Genomic DNA, 18,538 nt, shown 5'->3' with positions numbered 1-18,538 from the left:
CTTCCCGTGTGACGTCGGTTCGTGTTATCTTTCACATGAAGTAACAGCACGAGTGTGCACGGTCGTGTGCACCGCCCCTGTCTTGGAGAGTCATGACCAACGCCAACGCCGCCGCTCTGATCGCCCGGTCGAACCGCCTCGGCGCCGACCCGAAGAACACCAACTACGCCGGTGGGAACACCTCCGCCAAGGGCACCGAGACCGATCCCGTCACGGGGCAGCCGGTCGAACTGATGTGGGTCAAGGGCTCGGGTGGCGACCTCGGCACCCTGACCGAGAGCGGCCTCGCCGTGCTGCGCCTCGACAGGATGCGCGCGCTCGTCGACGTCTACCCCGGACTCGACCGCGAAGACGAGATGGTCGCCGCGTTCGACTACTGCCTGCACGGCAAGGGCGGAGCCGCCCCCTCGATCGACACCGCCATGCACGGCCTCGTCGACGCCGCGCACGTCGACCACCTGCACCCCGATTCGGGCATCGCGATCGCCACTGCGGCCGATGGGGAGGCGCTGACCGCGACCATCTTCGGCGAGAAGGTGGTCTGGGTGCCCTGGCGTCGTCCCGGCTTCCAGCTCGGACTCGACATCGCCGAGATCAAGAAGCAGAACCCGCAGGCGATCGGCTGCATCCTCGGTGGACACGGCATCACCGCCTGGGCCGACACCTCGGAGGAGGTGGAGGCCCACTCCCTCTGGATCATCGACACCGCGGCCGCGTACATCGCCGAGCACGGCACGGCCGATCCGTTCGGAGGCATCCGTTCCGGCTTCGAGGCGCTCCCCGCGGCAGAGCGCCGTGAGCGCGCGGCGGCCCTCGCCGGCACCATCCGGGGCATCGCCTCGACCGACAAGCCGATGGTCGGACATTTCACCGACGCCGACGTGGTCCTCGACTTCCTGGCCTCGGAGAAGGCGCCCGCACTCGCTGCCCTCGGTACCAGCTGCCCCGACCACTTCCTGCGCACCAAGGTCAAGCCGCTGATCCTCGACCTGCCGGCCACGGCATCGTCCGAGGAGCAGGTGGCGCGCCTGCACGAGCTCCACGCGCAGTACCGCGCCGACTACCAGGCCTACTACGACGCGCACGCGACGGCTGAGTCTCCCGCGATCCGCGGCGCCGACCCGCTCATCGTGTTGGTCCCCGGGATCGGCATGTTCTCCTACGGCGCGAACAAGCAGACCGCCCGCGTGGCCGGCGAGTTCTACGTGAACGCGATCAACGTGATGCGCGGCGCCGAGGCCCTGTCGACCTATTCGCCGATCTCGGATGCCGAGAAGTTCGACATCGAGTACTGGGCGCTGGAGGAGGCCAAGCTGCAGCGGATGCCCAAGCCGAAGTCGCACCAGGGTCGCATCGCCTTCGTCACCGGCGCCGCATCCGGTATCGGCAAGGCCATCGCCACCCGTCTCGCCGCCGAGGGCGCCTGCGTCGTGGTCGCCGACCTCGACCTCCAGAAGGCCCAGGCCGCGGCCGCCGAGCTGGGCAACACCGATGTCGCGATCGGGATCGCCGCCAACGTCGCCGATGCCGAGGCCGTCCAGGCCGCGCTGAACGAAGCGGTGCTCGCGTTCGGCGGTGTCGACCTCGTGGTCAACAACGCCGGCCTCTCGCTCTCGAAGCCGCTGCTGGAGACCACCGAGAAGGACTGGGACCTGCAGCACGATGTGATGGCCAAGGGCTCGTTCCTCGTGTCGAAGGCCGCCGCCCGCGTGCTCATCGATCAGAAGCTCGGCGGCGACATCATCTACATCTCGTCGAAGAACTCGGTCTTCGCCGGCCCCAACAACATCGCCTACTCCGCCACCAAGGCCGACCAGGCCCACCAGGTGCGACTGCTCGCGGTCGAGCTCGGCGAGTACGGTATCCGTGTGAACGGCATCAACCCCGACGGTGTGGTCCGCGGCTCCGGCATCTTCGCCTCGGGCTGGGGCGCGAACCGTGCGGCGACCTACGGTGTGGCCGAAGAAGACCTCGGTCAGTACTACGCGAACCGCACGATCCTCAAGCGCGAGGTCGTGCCCGAGAACGTCGCGGACGCCGTCTACGTGCTGACCGGTCCCGAGCTCAGCCGTACCACGGGCCTGCACATCCCGGTCGACTCCGGCGTCGCCGCGGCGTTCCTGCGATGAGCGTGCGCGCGGTCGCGGCCGTCGATCTCGGGGCGACCAGCGGCCGCGTGATGATCGGGCGGATCGGGGAGGGGCGGCTCGAGCTCGAACTCGTGTCGCGCTTTCCGAACGGCCCCGTCGAGCGGGAGGACGGACTGCACTGGGATTTCTCCGCGCTGTACGAGCATGTCGTCGACGGGCTGGCGGAGGCGGTGCGGCGAGAGCCGGCGATCGAGAGCATCGGGATCGACTCCTGGGCCGTCGACTACGGCCTGCTCGCGGACGGCGTTCTGCTCGCCGAGCCGTTCCACTACCGCGACTCCCGCACGGCGCGGGGCGTCGCCGAGGTGCACGACCTCGTTCCGTTCTCGGAGCTCTACGCCCGAAACGGGCTGCAGTTCCTGCCGTTCAACACCCTGTACCAGTACCGGATCGACGGGCGCATAGCGGATGCCGACAGCGCGATCCTCATTCCCGACCTGATCGCGTTCCTGCTCACCGGGGTCCGCGTCGCCGAGCGCACGAACGCCTCGACGACCGGGTTGCTCGGAGTGGAAGACGGTGAGTGGGACACGGATCTCGCGTCGCGGATCGGCATCCCGCCGCGCATCCTGCCGCCGCTGATCGACCCCGGCGCGGTGATCGGGTCGCTGCGCCCCGAGCTGGCGGAGCGGATCGGCACGGGCCTCCCCGTGATCGCGGTCGGTTCGCACGACACCGCCTCAGCAGTGGTCGCCGTACCGATGACGTCGCCCTCTGCCGCGTACATCTCGTGCGGGACGTGGGGCCTGGTCGGACTGGAGCTGGCCGAACCCGTGCTGACGGATGCCGCGCGCGAGGCGAACTTCACCCACGAACTCGGCGTCGATGGTCGATACCGTTTCCTGCACAACGTCACCGGACTGTGGCTGCTGAGCGAGACCGTGCGGGCGTGGGAGGCGGCGGACGGTGCGCGCATCGACCTGCCCGAGCTGCTCGCGGAAGCATCCGCCGTCTCGGATGACGTGCCGCTGTTCGATGCGAACGATCCTTCGCTCGGTGCCCCCGGCGACATGCCCGCACGCATCGCCGCGTTGATCAGCGCGTCCGGGATGGTCGCTCCGACGAACCGCCCGGCGTTCGCACGCAGCATCGTGGAGAGCATCGCCGCGGCCTTCGCCGAGACCGTCCGCACGGCGTCGGCGCTGGCGAGGCGTGAGATCGACGTGATCCACCTCGTCGGGGGCGGCTCGCTCAACGCGCTCCTCTGCCAGGCCACCGCCGATCGTTCCGGACTCCCCGTGCTGGCCGGTCCCGTCGAGGCGACCGCTCTCGGCAACGTGCTCGTGCAGGCGCGTGCCCTGGGTGCAGCTGCTGCCGACCTGGAGGGGCTGCGCGCGCTCGTCGCGGCGACCCACCCGGCCCGCCGATTCGACCCGCGCGGCTGAGTCGAGGGCGGCTCGATCTCAGAGCACGCGCGTGTTCGGCAGAGAGCTCACCGTCGGGCGCGCGTAGGCGCGACGTCGGGCGGAGATGTCGGTCGGTCGTGCGGCACGGGGCATGCTCCGCTCGACGGCGATCACCTCGAACTCCTGGATCTGCGCGGGTCGCACCGGGGTGAGGTGGATCATGCAGATCAGCTCGCCGCGTTCGGCGGGGATCGACCAGGTGATGTCGGCAGGAGTCGCCGCGGAGACGACTTCCGGTGCGCCCACGCCGTCGTGCAGCGGGCCCACCTGAGCGAGGAGTTCGTCGATCGCAGTTCGGCGCTGGGGGAGCGGGCGGTCGAAGTCGATGTTGTCGGCGAAGATCTCGGCGGCGAGGGCGTCATCCCAGGAGCGGATCAGATCGTCTGCGGCGGACATCAGTCGACGCGTCTCCGGCCACGGCTGCACGGTGCGGGCGGGGGTGTCGTCGTAGGAGAGCGCGCGGAACAGTGCATCCTCCGACAGCGCGACGGGGTTGCTCCGATGGCTGTTCGTGAAGACGACGATGCCCTTCCCGGACCCCGCGTGCCACACCATGTTCAGGATGAATCCCGGAAGGCCGCCGCTGTGTGTGACGATGCGTCCACGGTGCAGGTCTTCGCGCACGAAGAGTCCGAGCGCGTAGCCGCCCGTGACGAACTTCCACGAGCCATCGGGGCGTGCCTGGAGCGAGGGGATGTCGACCTGATGGATGCGCTGCAGCTCGCGCCGTGAGTCCCGGCTGACGACGGCGTCGTCATCGCTCGCGGGTGTCGAAGCGGGTCGCGTGGCGGCCGCGAGGAAGCGCACCCAGATGCTCAGATCGTTGATCGTCGACTGCATGCCGCCGGCCGCGGCCATGGCGTCGGACACGGCGGGAGGGAACCCCACCCAGTTCCCCGCGGTGTCCAGCGAGTAGCCGACCGCTCGATGGAAACCGTCTTCCGGTGCGCGGTTGTCGAACCAGGTGCTGTTCATGCCGAGGGGTCGCAGGATCTCGTCGGTGACCCAGTCCTCCACGCGCCGACCGACAGCCGTGCCGACCGCGAGGCCGGCCATGGTGAAGCCGATGTTCGAGTACTCGAAGGCGCTTCCCGGATGGGTGCTGTAGTTGAATCCTGGGCTGATCCGCTCGACCAGCTCCGCCTCGGACAGGCCCAGGAACGGGTCGACCCACGAGTTGTCCTCGGTGAGTCCGCCGCCCATGCTGAGCAACTGCCGCAGCGTCGGGGCGACGGCCGGTTCGTCGCCCACCGTGCCGTGCCACTGCGGATAGAAGTCGGTGATGGGGGCGTCCATGTCGAGGAGTCCGCGGTCGCGGGCGAGCAGGGCGCCGAGTGCGACGAAGCTCTTGGTCATCGATGCGATCGGGAACACGGTGTCGGTATCGGGGATGCTGCCGTCGTCATCGGCGGACCCGAACCCCCGGGTGTGCTCGAGGCCGTCAGGCCCGACGAGTCCGTACACGAGCCCCGGGGACTGACCCGCAGCCGTGTACTGCCCGAAGAACGCGTCGAGCTGATCGACGAGCGGCACGACCAGGGTTTCGCTGGACATGGAGACTCCTCTGTTCGGGCGTGCTGTGATGGCGGGAAACGCCGGTTCGTCTCCAGGCTCTCGTGCCAGGCGCCCGAAGTCATGTCCGGGGGCACCGAGTGTCGCGCCCGGATGTGTGCGGAGAGACGAAGTCGGTGCGGGAACGGTGGTCACGCACGGTCCCCTACAGTGTCGGTGTGAGCCGACTCCCCGCCAGCCGACCAGCCCATGCTCGCGACGCTGCGTTCGGCGACGTGTGGTCGCTCCTCGGGCTGGGCATCTCGATGCAGGTCCTGGCGGTGTGGAGGTCCCCGCTATGGCGATGGCTGATGATCGCCGTGTTCGGTCTGTTACTGCTCGAAGTGGTCGTGCTGGCTCTTCTGCTGGGCTCGCCGCTGCCGCTCCTGCTGCTCCTCCTCTTCGTGATGGGGCTGGGGCTGCTCGTCGTCGTGGTGGTTGCGCTCCAGACGATCTGGCGTCTTCTCGACTCGAACCGTCTGATACTGCTCGCTCCGGATAACGGGGCGGTGCTCGACGTGGTCTTCAAGGCCCGTCACCGCATCGTGCTCGCGAACCACGGCCGCGCCTTCAGTGCGATCAGCGCCCCGGGATTGCGGCGGGCCGTGGCCGATTGGGTCGTGGGGCTGAGGGGGTACGAGCTCGACATCCGCGCACAGAACCGGGCGGTCGCCCGGCACTACATCGCGCAGTTCCCTGAACTCGAACCCTCCGGGAGGGACGGCCTGGGGCACATCCGGCTGACGCCGAAAAGCTGAGAGCAACTTCTACGCCGCGGTCTCCTGCACCGCGATCCGCGTGAGCTTCGGGATCAACACCGGCGTGCTCTCGCGGTAGGCGATGTAGTCGGTGCGATCGCCCCACTTCTTCTCGGCACGTGTCTCCAGCAGCGGGATCCCGCTGACCCGCGTGAGCAGCAGGATCACGAACAGCGGCGACAGCAGGGCGATCCACTGCCATCCGACGAGTACCGGGGCGGCGGTGAGGAATACACCCACCCAGATGACGATCTCGCCGAAGTAGTTCGGGTGTCGAGACCTCGACCACAGTCCGGTGCGGATGAACTCGTCCCGGTTGCGCGGGTCTGCACGGAACGCCGACTTCTGCGCGTCGGCGACGATCTCGACCACCATGCCGAGAACCCACACGACGATCCCGACGACAGTCAGCCATCCGATGGGCGCCCGGGCGGCGGTACCCGCGCTGATCGCGATCCACGCCGCGGCCGCGGTCAGCGACACCCATGCCCCCTGGATGACCCACACCTGCAGGAACCGCAGCGGCGAGCCCTTGATCGCATCGAAGCGTCCGTCGGATCCGGCCTTGTGCACGCGCAGGGCCAGGAACGATCCGAGGCGCACCGCCCACAGCATCACCATCGCCGCGAGGATCCAGCTGCGCGCGTCGGGCATGGGCGTCAGTAGGACGAGTGCCGCGGAGATCACGAGGAAGGTGAGGCTGCCGGTGAGGTCGAAGAACCGCTCGGTCTGCAGGAGCATCGCCGGGATGAACGCGATGACCTGGATCGCGAAGGCCGCGGCGACGGCCAGGGCGAACAGCGGGATGCCGCCGATCGTCGCGCTGTTCTGGCTGCCGGCGACCGCGACGAGCGCGCCGATCACCAGGGCGGCACCGATTGCGATGAGGGAGGAGCGCGACGACGCGGGGCGGGTGGGCGTGGGGGAGGACATGGTGTGCTTTCCGGTTCTCAGAGGTACAGGTCTTCGACGGTGACGGCCGCGCGATCCAGCACGACGTTCCGCTTGAGCTTCATGGTCGGTGTGACGAGCCCGCGGTCATCGAGGTCGGCGAAGACCACACTGAACCGGCGCACCTGCTCGCTGCGCGCCACGAGCGCGTTGGCGGCGTCGACGGCCTGCTGCAGGTGGGCGTGCAGCGTCGGGTCGTCCACCGCACGGATGTCGGCCTGCGTGGTCGCGGAGATGCGGGTGCCTTCCGTGTCTGCCCACGCCCTGGCCTGCTCGGGGTCGAGCACGAGCAGTGCCGAGAGGTACGGCTTCCCCTCGCCGACCATCACCGCATGCGACACGAGCGGATGCGCTTCGACCGCGCTTTCCCAGCGGGTCGGCACGATCGTCTTGCCGTTCGAGGTCACGATCACGTCTTTGATCCGGCCTTCGAGGATCAGCCGGCCCTGCGCATCGAGACGGCCGAGGTCGCCGGTGCGGAAGAAGCCGTCGACGAAGGCGTCGTCGTCATGGGCCGGGTTGCGGTAGCCGTCGAACACGCCGATGCCGCGGGCCAGCACCTCGCCTTCGTCGCTGATGCGGACCGTGAGCCCGGGGAGGGGCGCGCCGACGCTGCCCGAGGCGATACGCCCGGGCAGGTTGCCGGTGAGCGGTGCGGTGGTCTCTGTGAGGCCGTAGCCCTCGATGACAGGGACCCCGATGCCGCGGAAGAAGAGCGAGAGGTCGGTGTCGAGGGCTGCTCCGCCCGACAGGATGTAGCCGACGCGCCCGCCCATCACCGTGCGCAGGCGACGGTAGAAGAGGGCGTCGAAGAGGCGGTGTCGCAGGTGGAGTCCGCGGTCCCTCGCGACGCGTCTGCCGGCATCGATCCGCTCGGCGCGCCGACCCCAGTTGATCGCCGTCGACTCGGCCTTCGCCCAGACTCCCGCCAGCCCCTTGTCGGCCGCCTTGCTCGCGGCCGCCGCCTGGATCTTCTGCAGCACCCGCGGCACGACGACCAGGAACGTCGGGCGCAGCGTGTCGAGGGTGGCGACGACCGTCGAGGGGTCGGACAGGTGTGCGATGCGCATGCCGCTGGCCAGGCAGATCAGCTGGAGGCCGCGGGCCAGCACGTGGGCGAGGGGGAGGAAGATGACGGTGTTGCCGTCTTCGTTCACGATCTCGCTGTACGCGGCGGCGATGTTCAGCACCTGGCCGAGAAAGTTCCGATGGGTGAGCACGACTCCCTTCGGCTCGCCCGTGGTGCCCGAGGTGTAGACGATCGTCGCGGGGTCGTCCTGGGTGGCGGTCGTCCTGCGGGCCTCGAGCTCCTCGTCGGTGACGTCGCTGCCGCTCGCGACCAGTGCGGCGAGGGCAGCGGATGTCCCGGTATCCATCGTCCAGGCCCCGATCGTGTCGGTGTCGGACGTCGCCAGCGCGTTCTGCAGGAGTGCCGCGTGCTCCGCGGTGCCGCCGATCGCCAGGCGCACACCGGCATCGGCGACGATGGCATCCACCTGCGATGGCGACGACGTGTCGTAGATCGGCACGACGACGGCGCCGGCGAACCAGGCGGCGAGATCGGCGACGGCCCATTCGTAGCGCGTGGGTGCCATGATCGCGATCGGGTCACCGACCTGGATCCCCTGGGCCATGAAGCCCTTCGCCAGCGCGCGCACCTCGGCTTCGAAGGCGCGCGTGGTGACCGGCCTCCACGCCCCGGCGCGCGCGTCCTCGACCTCGAAGGCGATGTGATCCGGGGCCGAGGCGGCGCGCGCCACGAGCAGGTCGGTGACGTTGCGGTAGCCGTCGAGCGCGGCAAGCGGCGGGGTCGACGATTCGATCATCGGGGCTCCTCTCGGGCGCGCGAGAACGGGCCCATCGCCTCCTGTTCGGAGCCGGCGATGATTCGGATGGGGTGGATCCGGCAGATCAGTCCTGGTGGGGTGCTCGTCGGCGGCGCTTCACGATGATCACGATGAGGATGATGACGCCGGCGACGGCGGCGAGGGCGAGGACCGCGACGATTGCCAGGCTCACGAGCACCATCGGGAGCTTCGACTCTTGGGGAGCGACCGGCTCGGCGGTGGGCGTGGGGGAGGGCGGGTTGTAGACCGCGTCGAACGACGGCGAGCGGTCCTCCACGAAGAGAGGGTTCTCGTCCGGGTACTGTGTCGGGTCCTCGGCAACGAACCGGGTGGCGTTGACGATCCCGTACCCGAACCGGTCGGACCGTTCGAGTTCGTGAGGGTTCGATCCGGTGTTGTGGATGAGCGACTGGGTCAGCTGCGCGGCTGTCGCGTCCGGCCACTTCTGCATCCCGAGAGCGATGAGCCCCGCGACCAGGGGCGCCGCGGCGGAGTTGCCCTGCCAGGTGGTCATGCCCCAGGTGTCGTTGAAGCCGACGCCGGCCACGCCGATCCCGGGCGCTGTGACGTCGGTGTTCGGGTCGGCCATCTCCTCCTCCGAGTACTTCTTCTTCGCTGGGGCCGCCATCGCGTCCACGGAGGCGACGCTGATGACGCCGTTTGCCGCGTCCAGCTCGTTCGCCCACACGTCGTCGTTGTTGGGGAGCCCGGTGACGATGACGACTCCGGCTCGCAGGGCCCTCGCGACACCCTCGTATGCGCCCTCGGCCAGTTCCTCGACGAGGAAGTTCGTGCCGCCCGACATCGTGACGATGTCGGCCCCGCGGGAGACGGCATCGTCGAGGAAGTCCTCGAACGGCGCCTTGCACGTGTACGGGGACTGACCCAGGCTGTCGCCGCCTTGCAGCGCTCCGTAGTAGAGGATGTCGACATCCGGCGCGATTCCCTTCGGCCCCTCGCCGCTCTCGGACGTGCCGTTGCCGACGATGAGAGAGGTCACCGAGGTGCCGTGCTGCAGTTCCTCGTACTGGGTCGGCGCGTAGTCCAGCGGGTCGTGACACGCGTCGAAGTCGGGAACCTCGATGTCCGCTCCCTGCAGCGTGGGTGAATCCAGGTACAGGCCACCGTCGAACACGGCGATGGTCACACCTTCACCGGTGATGCCGGCGTCGTGGATGGGGGCGAGCTTCATCGCATCCATGTACCAGTTGGGCCCACCGGACGAGAAGTCCTGCGCGGCTGCCGCGCTCGGAACCACCGCCGCGGTCGCCAGGGCGGCCAGCGCTGCTCCGGCCGCGATCCATCGTCGTGCGCGATCAACCATTCTCTTCCCCCCGTGATGATTCTGACTACTCAGCCTAGATGGGGGGGAAACCGTGTGGAGGGACTGACGGGAATCGAACCCGCGCTATCTGCTTGGGAAGCAGAAGTTCTACCATTGAACTACAGTCCCGTACTCGCATCCGAGGACCGGGTGAACGCAAGCCTACCTGGCAGGTGCCGGTTGGCCAAAGCAGGCACGACGCACGAAGCCCAGGGCAACTAGGCTGAACCCGTGCTTCTCAGCGACCGCGACATCAAGGCAGAACTCGCATCCGGCCGCATCGGCCTCGACCCTCGCGAAGACGGGATGATCCAGCCGTCGAGCATCGACGTGCGCCTGGATCGGTACTTCCGGCTGTTCGACAACCACAAGTACCCCTTCATCGATCCGTCGGTCGACCAGCCCGAGCTCACGCGCCTGATCGAGGTCGACCCCGACGAGCCGTTCATCCTTCACCCCGGTGAGTTCGCGCTCGGCGCGACGTTCGAGCAGGTCACGCTGTCCGACGACATCGCGGCACGCCTCGAGGGCAAGTCGTCGCTCGGACGCCTCGGACTCATCACGCACTCGACCGCGGGTTTCATCGACCCGGGCTTCACGGGACACGTCACGCTCGAGCTCGCGAACGTCGCGACCCTCCCCATCAAGCTGTGGCCGGGGATGAAGATCGGGCAGCTGTGCTTCTTCCGGCTCACCTCGCCCGCCGAGAACCCCTACGGTTCCGGGCCCTACGGCAACCGGTACCAGGGGCAGCGTGGACCGACCGCTTCCCGGTCGTTCCAGAACTTCCATCGAACGGATGTCGGCAGTACCGACATCGGAGCAGTCGGAGGCTGAGATGAGCGATGTCAGCGGCACACCCCCGGAAGAGCCGGTCGTCCCGGACGAGCCGGGCGCTCTCCCGGACGAGCCGCTGATCCCGCCCGCCGACGTCGTCATCCCGCCGCCCCCACCCGAGATCCCGATCCCGGAGGGGCTGCTGACCCCGCCACCCACGGACATCCCCTCCGACGTATCCGCGTCCGACGCGGTGATCCCGCCGCCTCCGCCCGCGACGCGTCGTGGTTCCGATCGCCCGCGTCCGACTCCCGCCATCCTCGAGGGGGAACCGCCCGCCGCGGTGGCGGACGACTGGGCGCTGCCGTCCGTCGCACCCGAAGTCCCGACATCCGGCGGCTATCGCGTGCTCACCATCGTGATCTTCGCGTTCCTGTTCGTGCTCTTCGTCGCCGCGATCATCGTGGGCGTGTACCTGCTGAACACCACGACCTTCCCGTTCGCGGGTGCAGACGTCGCCGGTGTCGATCTCGCGGCGTCGATCTCGTTCGCGCCGATCACGTAGCTGCCGCCTGCGGGTCTGGACTGCTGAGGCTCAGGCCCGCTTCGGCAGCTGCCGGCGTCGGAGGGCCGCCGACGCCACGGCGACGAGGGTGCCGATGCCCACCCCGATGACGGTCTCGATCGCGCGGTCCTGCAACAGCATGTCGACCGGGGTGGGCGCGGCGAGGTGCACCATGAGCAGGGCGAGCGGGGTGATGAACACCATCGCGATGCCGTAGTTGCGGCCCACGAACAGCTCGGCGGCAGCCTGCAGCACGACCACGAGGGCGATGACGGCGAGCGGCGGCAGGTCGATCGCGAGGATGCCCGCGGCGACCAGGACGCCGAGCAGGGTGCCGACGAGGCGCTGGATGCCGCGGATCACCCGGGCGTTGAGCTGCGGCCCGCTGACCGCGGCGACCGCGCCGACGGCCGCCCAGTACCAGTGCGAATCCATGATCAGCAGACCGGCGAAGCCCGCACCCACGATCGCGACGCCGACCGACACCGCCATCTCCCCGGCGATGGGACCGACAGGCTGTCGGACCTTCGGCGCGACATCCGCCGTGCTGCGCGTGAAGATGCCGATGAGCGCGGTGATGGCCAGCCCGAACAGCACACTCGGACCGCCGACCAGGAGCACGTCGCCGAACGAGGCGGCGGTGGCCGGGATCGTGGCGCACGCCCCGACCGCGAACACCGGGAACAGCGGCCCCGGCGGATGCCAGCGCATCGTGTAGGCGAGCAAGGTGACGGCGGATGCGATGACCGCGACGACGAGGATGCTGATCGCGGCGGGAGCGGCGAGGACCGACAGGACGGTGCCGACGAGCATCGAGGCGAGGATCACGCCACCGGCGCTCGCCTGCATCCGGATGCGGTCGCGGAACACGTCGTGGCGCCCGTAGAGCGCGGCGAAGGCCCCGAAGCTCGCGTAGATGCTCAGGTCGAGGCGCCCCAGCATCCACAGCACGAGGAGCGGCACCGCCACGCTGACCGCGGCGCGCAGAGCCACCCTGTGGTCACCGCGGTGCGGTTCGACGCGCAGAACGCCGGTCCACACTCTTCCCCGGGAATCCGCCACCGATCCAGCCTACGTCGCCCTCGGAATCCTCCGCTGCGGCCGGGGTCAGGCGGTCGATCGTTGCAGGAGCAGCCGGGCTTCGCCCAGGACCCGGTTCAGGACTCGTGTCGCGGCTTCGGTCTCTTGCTCGTCGAGGCCCTTCCAGATCGCGCCGGTGAGTTCGGCGATCTCGTGTCCGATCTCCGCGACCAGGGTTGTTCCCCCGGCGGCGAGACCGGAGCCGGCGATGAGTCCGCGATCCCGCAGCGAAGCGAGGAGCCGCCCGACATCCGGATCATGCAGGCGGGCGGCCACGAAGGTGTCGAGGTCGTCGCCGTCGTCGAGCTGTGAGGCGAGTCGCAGCGACACCCACTCGCGTTCCGTGAGGTCACGGCCGGAGAGGACGGTCTGAAGAAGCGCGTTCAGTGCCTTCTCCGTCTGACCGATGAGCTGAGGGCCGAACGGGATCACGTCATCCCCCTTTCGTCGGTGGGGTCGCGAGTCGTCCAGCAGTTCGAACAGGCTGGAGAAGCCCTGGTCGCCGTGGCCGTCGGCGATCCGCCTGTCCATCAATCGCTGGACCTCTCGCATGCGCACAGTGTCGATGTCGAGGGATTCGCGATGGCTGATCAGGTCGTCCATCAGCGCCGCCTGCACGCTCAGCGGACCCAGGTCCGGCCCGTACTCCCGCGTCGACACGGCGGCGCCGAAGCTCTTCACCAGCGGCACGTAGCCTCCGATCGAACCGGCGACGCGGTCGGCGAATGCGGCGACGTCGGCACCCTCGGCCTTCACGAGCGCGAACGTGTGCAGCAGACCGAGGAGGAACTCGTAACCGACCGCGACCTGGGCGAGGAACTCGACGGCGGCGAATCCGGCGTCTTCCCCGAAGTACGCGATGGTGCCGAGCCCTTCCAGCACGGGACGGTGCGCCTCGTAGCCGTCACGGTCGCCGCTGAAGGAGAACAGGACATCGGGCGTGCCGACGCGAGACACGTCGCCCATGATGCCCCCGTCGACGTACTTCGCGCCGTGTGCCGACGCCCACTCCGCGGTGCGCCGGGCCGCGGCGGGCGATCCGCTGGTGACGTTCACCACGACCTTGTCGCGCATATCCGCATCGATGGTTCCCCGCACGGCATCCACGGCGGCACCGTCGAGCAGGCACACGACGATGAGGGGGCTTGCGGCCACTGCAGCCGCCGCCGTCGGAGCGGCCTCGGCGCCGAGCGCGACCAGCGGTGCGGTCCTGCTCGCGGTGCGGTTCCACACCGTGGTGCGGTGGCCACGCTCGATGAGCGCTGCGGCGATCGCCGTTCCCATCTCTCCGAGGCCGATGACGGTGACGGGAGTGTTGGTGTCGATGTTCGTGTCCATGCTCATGGCGCCTTTCGATCAGTCGGTGTCGGTGTCGGTATCGGTGTGGTGTCCGCGCGTCCGATGCCCCAGCTCGCACCGCGGGCGACGAAGGTGCCGAGAACGGTGACGCCCGCGAACACCAGCATCAGCAGTCGGGCGGCCTCGACGACGTCGGGCATCGCGAGATTGACGAGCACCCCGGCCATGGCCGAGCTGAACGCGCTCGCGATGATGAAGACGGTGTTGACGGCCGCGGCCGCCTTGGCGCCTTCCTCCTCGCCCGGCGTGCTCCCCAGCGCGGCCACGGTCAGGTGCGGGAACCCCAGGCCGATGCCGGCACCGGCGAGGAACAGCGTGGCGAACCAGAGGGCGATCACGAGGACGGACGGGGCTTCGTGTTGGAGCAGACCGTATGCGGTGAGGCCGGTGGCGATGACGAGAGGGCCGATCGTGATGAGCACGCGGCGCGACCGGATGCCGGTGGCGTTGGCCGTGAACACCTGCGTGATCGACCACCCGAGCGAGAGGGCCGCACCGAGCAGGCCGGCGACGAACGGCATCAGTCCGCCGATCTCCTGGCCGAAGAGCGGGATGAACGCCTCGGTGCCGATCGCGAACGCCAGGACGGCGACCGTGAGGTACACCCAGCCGAGGGATGAGCCGGCGGCGAAGGTGATCCGCGGGAGGACCCCCGTGCGGCCCCGACGCTCGTGACGCAGGAACCACGCGCCCAGCACGACGCCGACCACGATGGCGACTCCGGTGGCGAGGCCGCTGGGGACGACGCCGGCGAGGCCGACCGCGGCGACTCCGGCGGAGAGGAGCACGAGGGATCCCCACGGAACGGACTCGCTGGATCGGCTTCGAGTGGTGCGCGGCAGGGCGCGCACCACCACGATGCCGATCAACGCGGAGACCACCGCGAGCCCGACGAAGGTCACCCTCCAGGCGTCCAGCTGTGCGAAGACGCCGCCCACCACCGGGCCGACGATGTTGCCGACGCCCCACATCGCCGAGACGAGTGCGGCCCCGCGCGCCCAGAGGCGCTCGGGGAGAGCGCGTTGGATCAGCGCGTAGCCGAGCCCGGCGAGCAGTCCGCCGCCGAGACCCTGCACGGCGCGTCCGGCGAGCAGCGCCCACATCCAGGGACTCGCGGCGCACAGCACGGAGCCGAGCGCGAACAGGCCGAGCGCCAGCAGGTAGGCCTGCACTGCTCCCCGCTGCGTGAGGATCCGACTCACCATCATCGAGCTGACGACGGAGGCGAGCAGGAAGACCATCATCGTCCAGGCGTAGAACTCCGCTCCGCCGATGTCACCGACGATCGTGGGGAGCAGGCTGGTCGTGAGATAGACATTGCTCGCCTCGAGGAGCACGCCGCCGGCCAGCACCGAGGCGATCGGGGCATAGCGGCTGCCGAGCAGTTCGCGCCAACTGCCTGCGGGGTGTGCGCGGGGTGGTGTCTGGGTCATCGGCTGCCCTTCGTGACGTCGGAGCGGGCGGTGATCCACCCGGAGGCGCCTTTCCTCGGCGACCGATCGTCACGCTAATACCTCGAGTAAACTCGAGGTCAAGAGGAGGCGACGATGTCTTTGGAACCCGATGACCTGCTGGCGATCGGCGAAGTCGTCCGGCGCTCCGGGGTCCCCGCGACGGCGTTGCACTTCTACGAGCAGCTCGGCCTCATCGCGTCGACCCGGACCACCGGAAACCAGCGTCGCTACCGTCGGCACATGCTGCGGCGGATCTCACTGATCGTCGTCGCCAAGCGGCTCGGCATCCCTCTCACCGATGTGCACGAGGTCTTCCAGAGCCTCCCGGTGGATGAGCCTCCCTCGCAACGGGACTGGCAGCGGGTGGCGAAGCTGTGGCGCGCGCAGCTCGACCTCCGGCGCACACAGCTCGAACACCTGCGGCGCGAGCTGACCGGATGCATCGGATGCGGCTGCCTGTCGCTCAAGGCGTGCCGTCTGCTCAACCCCGAAGACGCGCTCAGCATCGACGGGCCGGGGCCGCGCCGCATCTGACGACGCCGACCCGGTCCATGCGGTCAGCCCTCGGTTCGGGTGGCTTCCGGGACGAGGTCCGTCGGCAGCAGCGGTCGCATGAAGGTGCGCTCGTATCGCCGCACGCATCCGCTGTCGTCGCGGATGCGGTCGGCCTCGATGAACTCCGGATCGACGCCGAACCTCGCCCGATACACCTCGTACTCGGCGAGCGACGGGAAGGTGAACAGGGCCAGGGCCTGGTCGCTCGCGCCCTCGGACGGGAGGAAGTAGCCGTGATGGGTGCCGCCATGACGGTCGACGAGCCGCATCCAGGCGCGCGCGAACTCTTCGAAGGCATCGATCTTCTCCGGATCGATGGTGTACGTCACGACGCAGGTGATCACGGCGCCAGATTACTCGTCGTCGGCGACATCACCTCCGAATCCGTGACAAAGGCGACGACCGCATCGAGCGTGGCATCCGCCGACAGCACCCGCGTGTGACCGAGTCCCTCGGTGCGGACGAGGCGCGAGCGGTCGCCATGGGCGTCGTGCAGGCGGAGGGCGTCGTGGTCGGGCATGCGCCGGTCGGCGCGGTCATGCACGACGAGGAGTGCGGTGTCGGCGGGGAGCGGGTGACGGGCGGCGTCGTATCGGGCCGACACCGCGGCTTGATCCATACCCAGCCGTCCGCGGAACCGCTCTGACAGGCGCGCTGTCGTCGCGGCGTCGAGGTGGAGGTCGTCGGCGAACTGGGTGAGGAAGGCGTCGGGACCGGCGGCCCCGGCGATCGCGGCAACCGCCCGGGTGTGAACGGTCGACCGTGCCACGGTCAGCGCAGCCAATGCGCCGAACGAGTGTCCGATGACCGCGTCGAACGCTCCGTGGTCGGTCTGCAGCTGCTCGGCGGCGTCGATCCAGTCGCGGATGTCGGTGCCCCGCCCGGAGGAGGCGCCATGGGCCGGGGCGTCGAACGCGATGACACGGAACCCCTCGGAGACGAGCTCCCGCACGAGGGGCGCGAACTGCGAGGCGCGCCCGCGCCATCCGTGCAGGAGCAGGACGGCCCGCGATCCGGTGCCCCATTCGTACGTGACGACGTCGAGGCCGCGCACGGTCAGTCGTCCGCGGCGCGCGTCGGCGTGGGTGGCCGCATCGGCGTCGCGCACCGCCATCCGCGGAGTAATCGTGAAGAACAGGCGGTAGGCGATGTCGCCGGCGAGCGTCGGTGAGACCGCGGCGGCGGCATGGATGCTGCGAGCGAGCATCGAGGGAACGGACGGCATGAGAGCTCCTTCGCCAGAACAATACGAACGATCATACGTATACTAGGCGAACGATCGTTCGTATACTAGGGGGATGACGGAGAGCGCGGTCCTGGACGGGCGGAGAGCCCGCGGCGATGCGTCGCGACGGATCGTGCTGCAGAGCGCGACCGACCTCGCGTCGGTCGATGGCCTCGACGGGCTGACGATCGGCCGCCTCGCCGAAGCCTCGGGGTCGAGCAAGAGCAGCATCGCCACGCTCTTCCAGAGCAAAGAGGGACTGCAGCTGGCGACGGTCGCCGCTGCCCGCGAGATCTTCACGGCCCGGATCGTCGAGCCGGCGCGCGCATACCCCCGCGGGGTGCACCGTCTCGCCGCGCTGCTGCGCAACTCGCTGACGTACTCGAAGGACCGTGTCTTCACCGGCGGGTGCTTCTTCGCGGCGACCGCCGCCGACGTCGACTCGAAATCCGGACCGGTGAGCGATGCCGTACGCGCCGCGCTGGTCGACTGGTACGGCTATGTCGAAGCTCAGCTGCGTCACGCGGTCGACGCGGGCGAGGTCGACGCCGACCCCGAGGTGCTCGCGTTCGAGCTGGTCGCCCTGAACGAAGAGGCCAACTCGCGCTCGCTGCTGTTGGACGACGCACGACCGTATGCGCTCGCCGCCGCGGCGATGCGTGCCCGGCTGCGTGCCGCGGGTGCTGACGAGTCGGCCATCGCTCTGCTTGAGCTCTGAGAACACGAAACGCCCCACCCGGTGTGTCGGGTGAGGCGTTTCACGGGGTGCTTCTGCTGGTCAGGCGTCGCGACCGCGGGTGAAGCCCGCATCGAAACCGCGCTCGAACGCGTGCTGAGCGATGCGCTCCGCACGGTGCGGACCGTGTCCGCGGTGTCCGTGACCGCCGTGGTCGCCGTGGTCGCCGTGACCGGGGTTTCCGTGTCCGCGACCGCGGCGACCGGCACCGGACTCGTCGTGGCGGCATCCGTGCTCGGCATCCGCGTCCGCGCCGAAGCCGTGTCCGGGGCCGAATCCGCGCCCGAACGGGCGTCCGAATCCGCGCGGGAAACCGCGTCCGTGGCGGGGTCCGCCGAAGCCGTGCCGGCGTCCGCGGGGAAGAGGGGTCTCCTCGTCCCAGCCGAACGCGCGGGCGATCTTCTCGAGCGAAGCCAGCGTGGTGGCCATCTCCTCGGGAGAGGCGGCCTCGCTGACCTTCGCGCGGATCTCGTCGACGATCGTGCCGAGGCGTTCCTTCGCTGCACGGCCGTCTTCGGTGAGCGTCCAGCCGTCTCCCTCGGGGGAGACCCAGCCGCGCTCGACGAGTCGGTGCAGCTTGTGGCCGTTCAGCGGGCGGTCGGATGCGACGGTGCCGTCGACGATGTTGAGGATGCGCCAGTCGCGACGACTCGCATGCTCGCTGTCGAATGCGGCGGCGAACTCGGCCGCCATCAGGCGGTCGGCAGCCTTCAGCCAATAGCCGAAGGGGCGGGAGGTGTTCTCGGGGCCCTGGGCGGGCCCGTTCTGTGATTCAGAGGTGTTCATGGGGAGTCCTTCGT

General features: G+C 69.2%; 17 protein-coding genes and 1 tRNA gene. 7 read left to right on the top strand and 11 right to left on the bottom strand.

The window, feature by feature from the left end:
• Positions 1-92: 92 nt before the first annotated feature.
• A complete protein-coding gene (locus ACFVWL_RS05410; protein WP_387179500.1) occupies positions 93-2,129 on the top strand; it encodes a bifunctional aldolase/short-chain dehydrogenase in 2,037 nt (678 codons plus the stop codon).
• Positions 2,126-3,535, top strand: a complete 1,410-nt coding sequence (locus ACFVWL_RS05405) for a rhamnulokinase family protein (protein WP_387179497.1) — start codon at positions 2,126-2,128, stop codon at positions 3,533-3,535. Before ACFVWL_RS05410 ends, ACFVWL_RS05405 begins: the two co-directional genes overlap by 4 nt.
• Before the next feature lie 18 nt (positions 3,536-3,553).
• Here ACFVWL_RS05405 and ACFVWL_RS05400 read toward each other — a convergent pair whose 3' ends face one another.
• Entirely contained in the window at positions 3,554-5,110 is a 1,557-nt protein-coding gene (locus ACFVWL_RS05400; RefSeq protein WP_387179496.1) for a serine hydrolase domain-containing protein, read from the bottom strand.
• A 176-nt stretch (positions 5,111-5,286) separates the two neighbouring features.
• Between ACFVWL_RS05400 and ACFVWL_RS05395 the strand changes: the two genes are divergently transcribed.
• Entirely contained in the window at positions 5,287-5,865 is a 579-nt protein-coding gene (locus tag ACFVWL_RS05395; RefSeq protein WP_387179493.1) for a hypothetical protein, read from the top strand.
• A 9-nt stretch (positions 5,866-5,874) separates the two neighbouring features.
• Here ACFVWL_RS05395 and ACFVWL_RS05390 read toward each other — a convergent pair whose 3' ends face one another.
• From ACFVWL_RS05390 to ACFVWL_RS05375, 4 genes are all read right to left on the bottom strand, one after another.
• On the bottom strand, positions 5,875-6,798 hold the full coding sequence (locus ACFVWL_RS05390) for a DUF1295 domain-containing protein (RefSeq protein ID WP_387179491.1): 924 nt from the start codon (positions 6,796-6,798) through the stop codon (positions 5,875-5,877).
• Between the two features lie 17 nt (positions 6,799-6,815).
• Entirely contained in the window at positions 6,816-8,642 is a 1,827-nt protein-coding gene (locus tag ACFVWL_RS05385) for an AMP-dependent synthetase/ligase (protein ID WP_387179489.1), read from the bottom strand.
• A gap of 85 nt (positions 8,643-8,727) precedes the next feature.
• Positions 8,728-9,987 (bottom strand): S8 family serine peptidase, encoded by a 1,260-nt coding sequence (locus tag ACFVWL_RS05380; RefSeq protein ID WP_387179486.1) that lies wholly within the window; start codon positions 9,985-9,987, stop codon positions 8,728-8,730.
• 55 nt (positions 9,988-10,042) lie between these two features.
• A tRNA-Gly gene (locus ACFVWL_RS05375) sits at positions 10,043-10,116 on the bottom strand.
• 102 nt (positions 10,117-10,218) lie between these two features.
• On the opposite strand from ACFVWL_RS05375, the gene dcd reads away from it, so the two are divergent.
• Both dcd and ACFVWL_RS05365 read left to right on the top strand, forming a co-directional pair.
• Entirely contained in the window at positions 10,219-10,824 is a 606-nt protein-coding gene (dcd, locus tag ACFVWL_RS05370; protein ID WP_017829685.1) for a dCTP deaminase, read from the top strand.
• Between the two features lies 1 nt (position 10,825).
• Positions 10,826-11,329 (top strand): hypothetical protein, encoded by a 504-nt coding sequence (locus ACFVWL_RS05365; protein WP_387179483.1) that lies wholly within the window; start codon positions 10,826-10,828, stop codon positions 11,327-11,329.
• Between the two features lie 30 nt (positions 11,330-11,359).
• On the opposite strand, the gene ACFVWL_RS05360 is transcribed toward ACFVWL_RS05365, so the two are convergent.
• From ACFVWL_RS05360 to ACFVWL_RS05350, 3 genes are read right to left on the bottom strand one after another with little or no spacing between them, the layout of a single operon-like run.
• A complete protein-coding gene (locus ACFVWL_RS05360; RefSeq protein WP_387179480.1) occupies positions 11,360-12,391 on the bottom strand; it encodes an FUSC family protein in 1,032 nt (343 codons plus the stop codon).
• Between the two features lie 45 nt (positions 12,392-12,436).
• The gene (locus ACFVWL_RS05355; protein WP_387179477.1) at positions 12,437-13,747 is read right to left on the bottom strand and encodes an NAD(P)-dependent oxidoreductase; all 1,311 of its coding nucleotides are present in this window, start codon (positions 13,745-13,747) and stop codon (positions 12,437-12,439) included.
• Between the two features lie 2 nt (positions 13,748-13,749).
• The gene (locus tag ACFVWL_RS05350) at positions 13,750-15,201 is read right to left on the bottom strand and encodes an MFS transporter (protein WP_387179474.1); all 1,452 of its coding nucleotides are present in this window, start codon (positions 15,199-15,201) and stop codon (positions 13,750-13,752) included.
• A 114-nt stretch (positions 15,202-15,315) separates the two neighbouring features.
• Here ACFVWL_RS05350 and soxR point away from each other — a divergent pair, with 114 nt between their 5' ends.
• The gene (gene soxR, locus ACFVWL_RS05345; RefSeq protein ID WP_387179471.1) at positions 15,316-15,756 is read left to right on the top strand and encodes a redox-sensitive transcriptional activator SoxR; all 441 of its coding nucleotides are present in this window, start codon (positions 15,316-15,318) and stop codon (positions 15,754-15,756) included.
• Between the two features lie 23 nt (positions 15,757-15,779).
• Here soxR and ACFVWL_RS05340 read toward each other — a convergent pair whose 3' ends face one another.
• Both ACFVWL_RS05340 and ACFVWL_RS05335 read right to left on the bottom strand, forming a co-directional pair.
• Positions 15,780-16,121 (bottom strand): NIPSNAP family protein, encoded by a 342-nt coding sequence (locus ACFVWL_RS05340; RefSeq protein WP_387179469.1) that lies wholly within the window; start codon positions 16,119-16,121, stop codon positions 15,780-15,782.
• Positions 16,118-17,002 carry an alpha/beta fold hydrolase gene (locus tag ACFVWL_RS05335; protein ID WP_387179466.1) on the bottom strand — a complete coding sequence of 295 codons (885 nt, stop codon included), beginning with the start codon at positions 17,000-17,002 and terminating at the stop codon, positions 16,118-16,120. Before ACFVWL_RS05335 ends, ACFVWL_RS05340 begins: the two co-directional genes overlap by 4 nt.
• A 73-nt stretch (positions 17,003-17,075) precedes the next feature.
• On the opposite strand from ACFVWL_RS05335, the gene ACFVWL_RS05330 reads away from it, so the two are divergent.
• The gene (locus tag ACFVWL_RS05330; RefSeq protein ID WP_387179464.1) at positions 17,076-17,720 is read left to right on the top strand and encodes a TetR/AcrR family transcriptional regulator; all 645 of its coding nucleotides are present in this window, start codon (positions 17,076-17,078) and stop codon (positions 17,718-17,720) included.
• Positions 17,721-17,780: 60 nt separating this feature from the next.
• Here the strand turns inward: ACFVWL_RS05330 and ACFVWL_RS05325 are convergent, their stop codons facing one another.
• On the bottom strand, positions 17,781-18,524 hold the full coding sequence (locus ACFVWL_RS05325) for a hypothetical protein (RefSeq protein ID WP_387179461.1): 744 nt from the start codon (positions 18,522-18,524) through the stop codon (positions 17,781-17,783).
• Between the last annotated feature and the right edge of the window lie 14 nt (positions 18,525-18,538).

Origin of the sequence: Microbacterium sp. NPDC058269 (assembly GCF_042881445.1) — a bacterium.
GTDB lineage: Bacteria > Actinomycetota > Actinomycetes > Actinomycetales > Microbacteriaceae > Microbacterium.
The sequence above is the reverse complement of the archived record's forward strand: the minus strand, read 5'-3'. Positions and strand labels throughout refer to the sequence as shown.

Bases quoted from the DNA above. Each gene is read 5' to 3' on its own strand.
- soxR (WP_387179471.1), top strand. From the start codon at position 15,316: ATGTCTTTGGAACCCGATGACCTGCTGGCGATCGGCGAAGTCGTCCGG.
- ACFVWL_RS05355 (WP_387179477.1), bottom strand. From the start codon at position 13,747: ATGGACACGAACATCGACACCAACACTCCCGTCACCGTCATCGGCCTC.
- ACFVWL_RS05400 (WP_387179496.1), bottom strand. From the start codon at position 5,110: ATGTCCAGCGAAACCCTGGTCGTGCCGCTCGTCGATCAGCTCGACGCG.
- ACFVWL_RS05350 (WP_387179474.1), bottom strand. From the start codon at position 15,201: ATGACCCAGACACCACCCCGCGCACACCCCGCAGGCAGTTGGCGCGAA.
- ACFVWL_RS05325 (WP_387179461.1), bottom strand. From the start codon at position 18,524: ATGAACACCTCTGAATCACAGAACGGGCCCGCCCAGGGCCCCGAGAAC.
- ACFVWL_RS05385 (WP_387179489.1), bottom strand. From the start codon at position 8,642: ATGATCGAATCGTCGACCCCGCCGCTTGCCGCGCTCGACGGCTACCGC.
- ACFVWL_RS05365 (WP_387179483.1), top strand. From the start codon at position 10,826: ATGAGCGATGTCAGCGGCACACCCCCGGAAGAGCCGGTCGTCCCGGAC.
- ACFVWL_RS05335 (WP_387179466.1), bottom strand. From the start codon at position 17,002: ATGCCGTCCGTTCCCTCGATGCTCGCTCGCAGCATCCATGCCGCCGCC.
- ACFVWL_RS05405 (WP_387179497.1), top strand. From the start codon at position 2,126: ATGAGCGTGCGCGCGGTCGCGGCCGTCGATCTCGGGGCGACCAGCGGC.
- ACFVWL_RS05390 (WP_387179491.1), bottom strand. From the start codon at position 6,798: ATGTCCTCCCCCACGCCCACCCGCCCCGCGTCGTCGCGCTCCTCCCTC.
- ACFVWL_RS05330 (WP_387179464.1), top strand. From the start codon at position 17,076: ATGACGGAGAGCGCGGTCCTGGACGGGCGGAGAGCCCGCGGCGATGCG.
- ACFVWL_RS05410 (WP_387179500.1), top strand. From the start codon at position 93: ATGACCAACGCCAACGCCGCCGCTCTGATCGCCCGGTCGAACCGCCTC.
- ACFVWL_RS05380 (WP_387179486.1), bottom strand. From the start codon at position 9,987: ATGGTTGATCGCGCACGACGATGGATCGCGGCCGGAGCAGCGCTGGCC.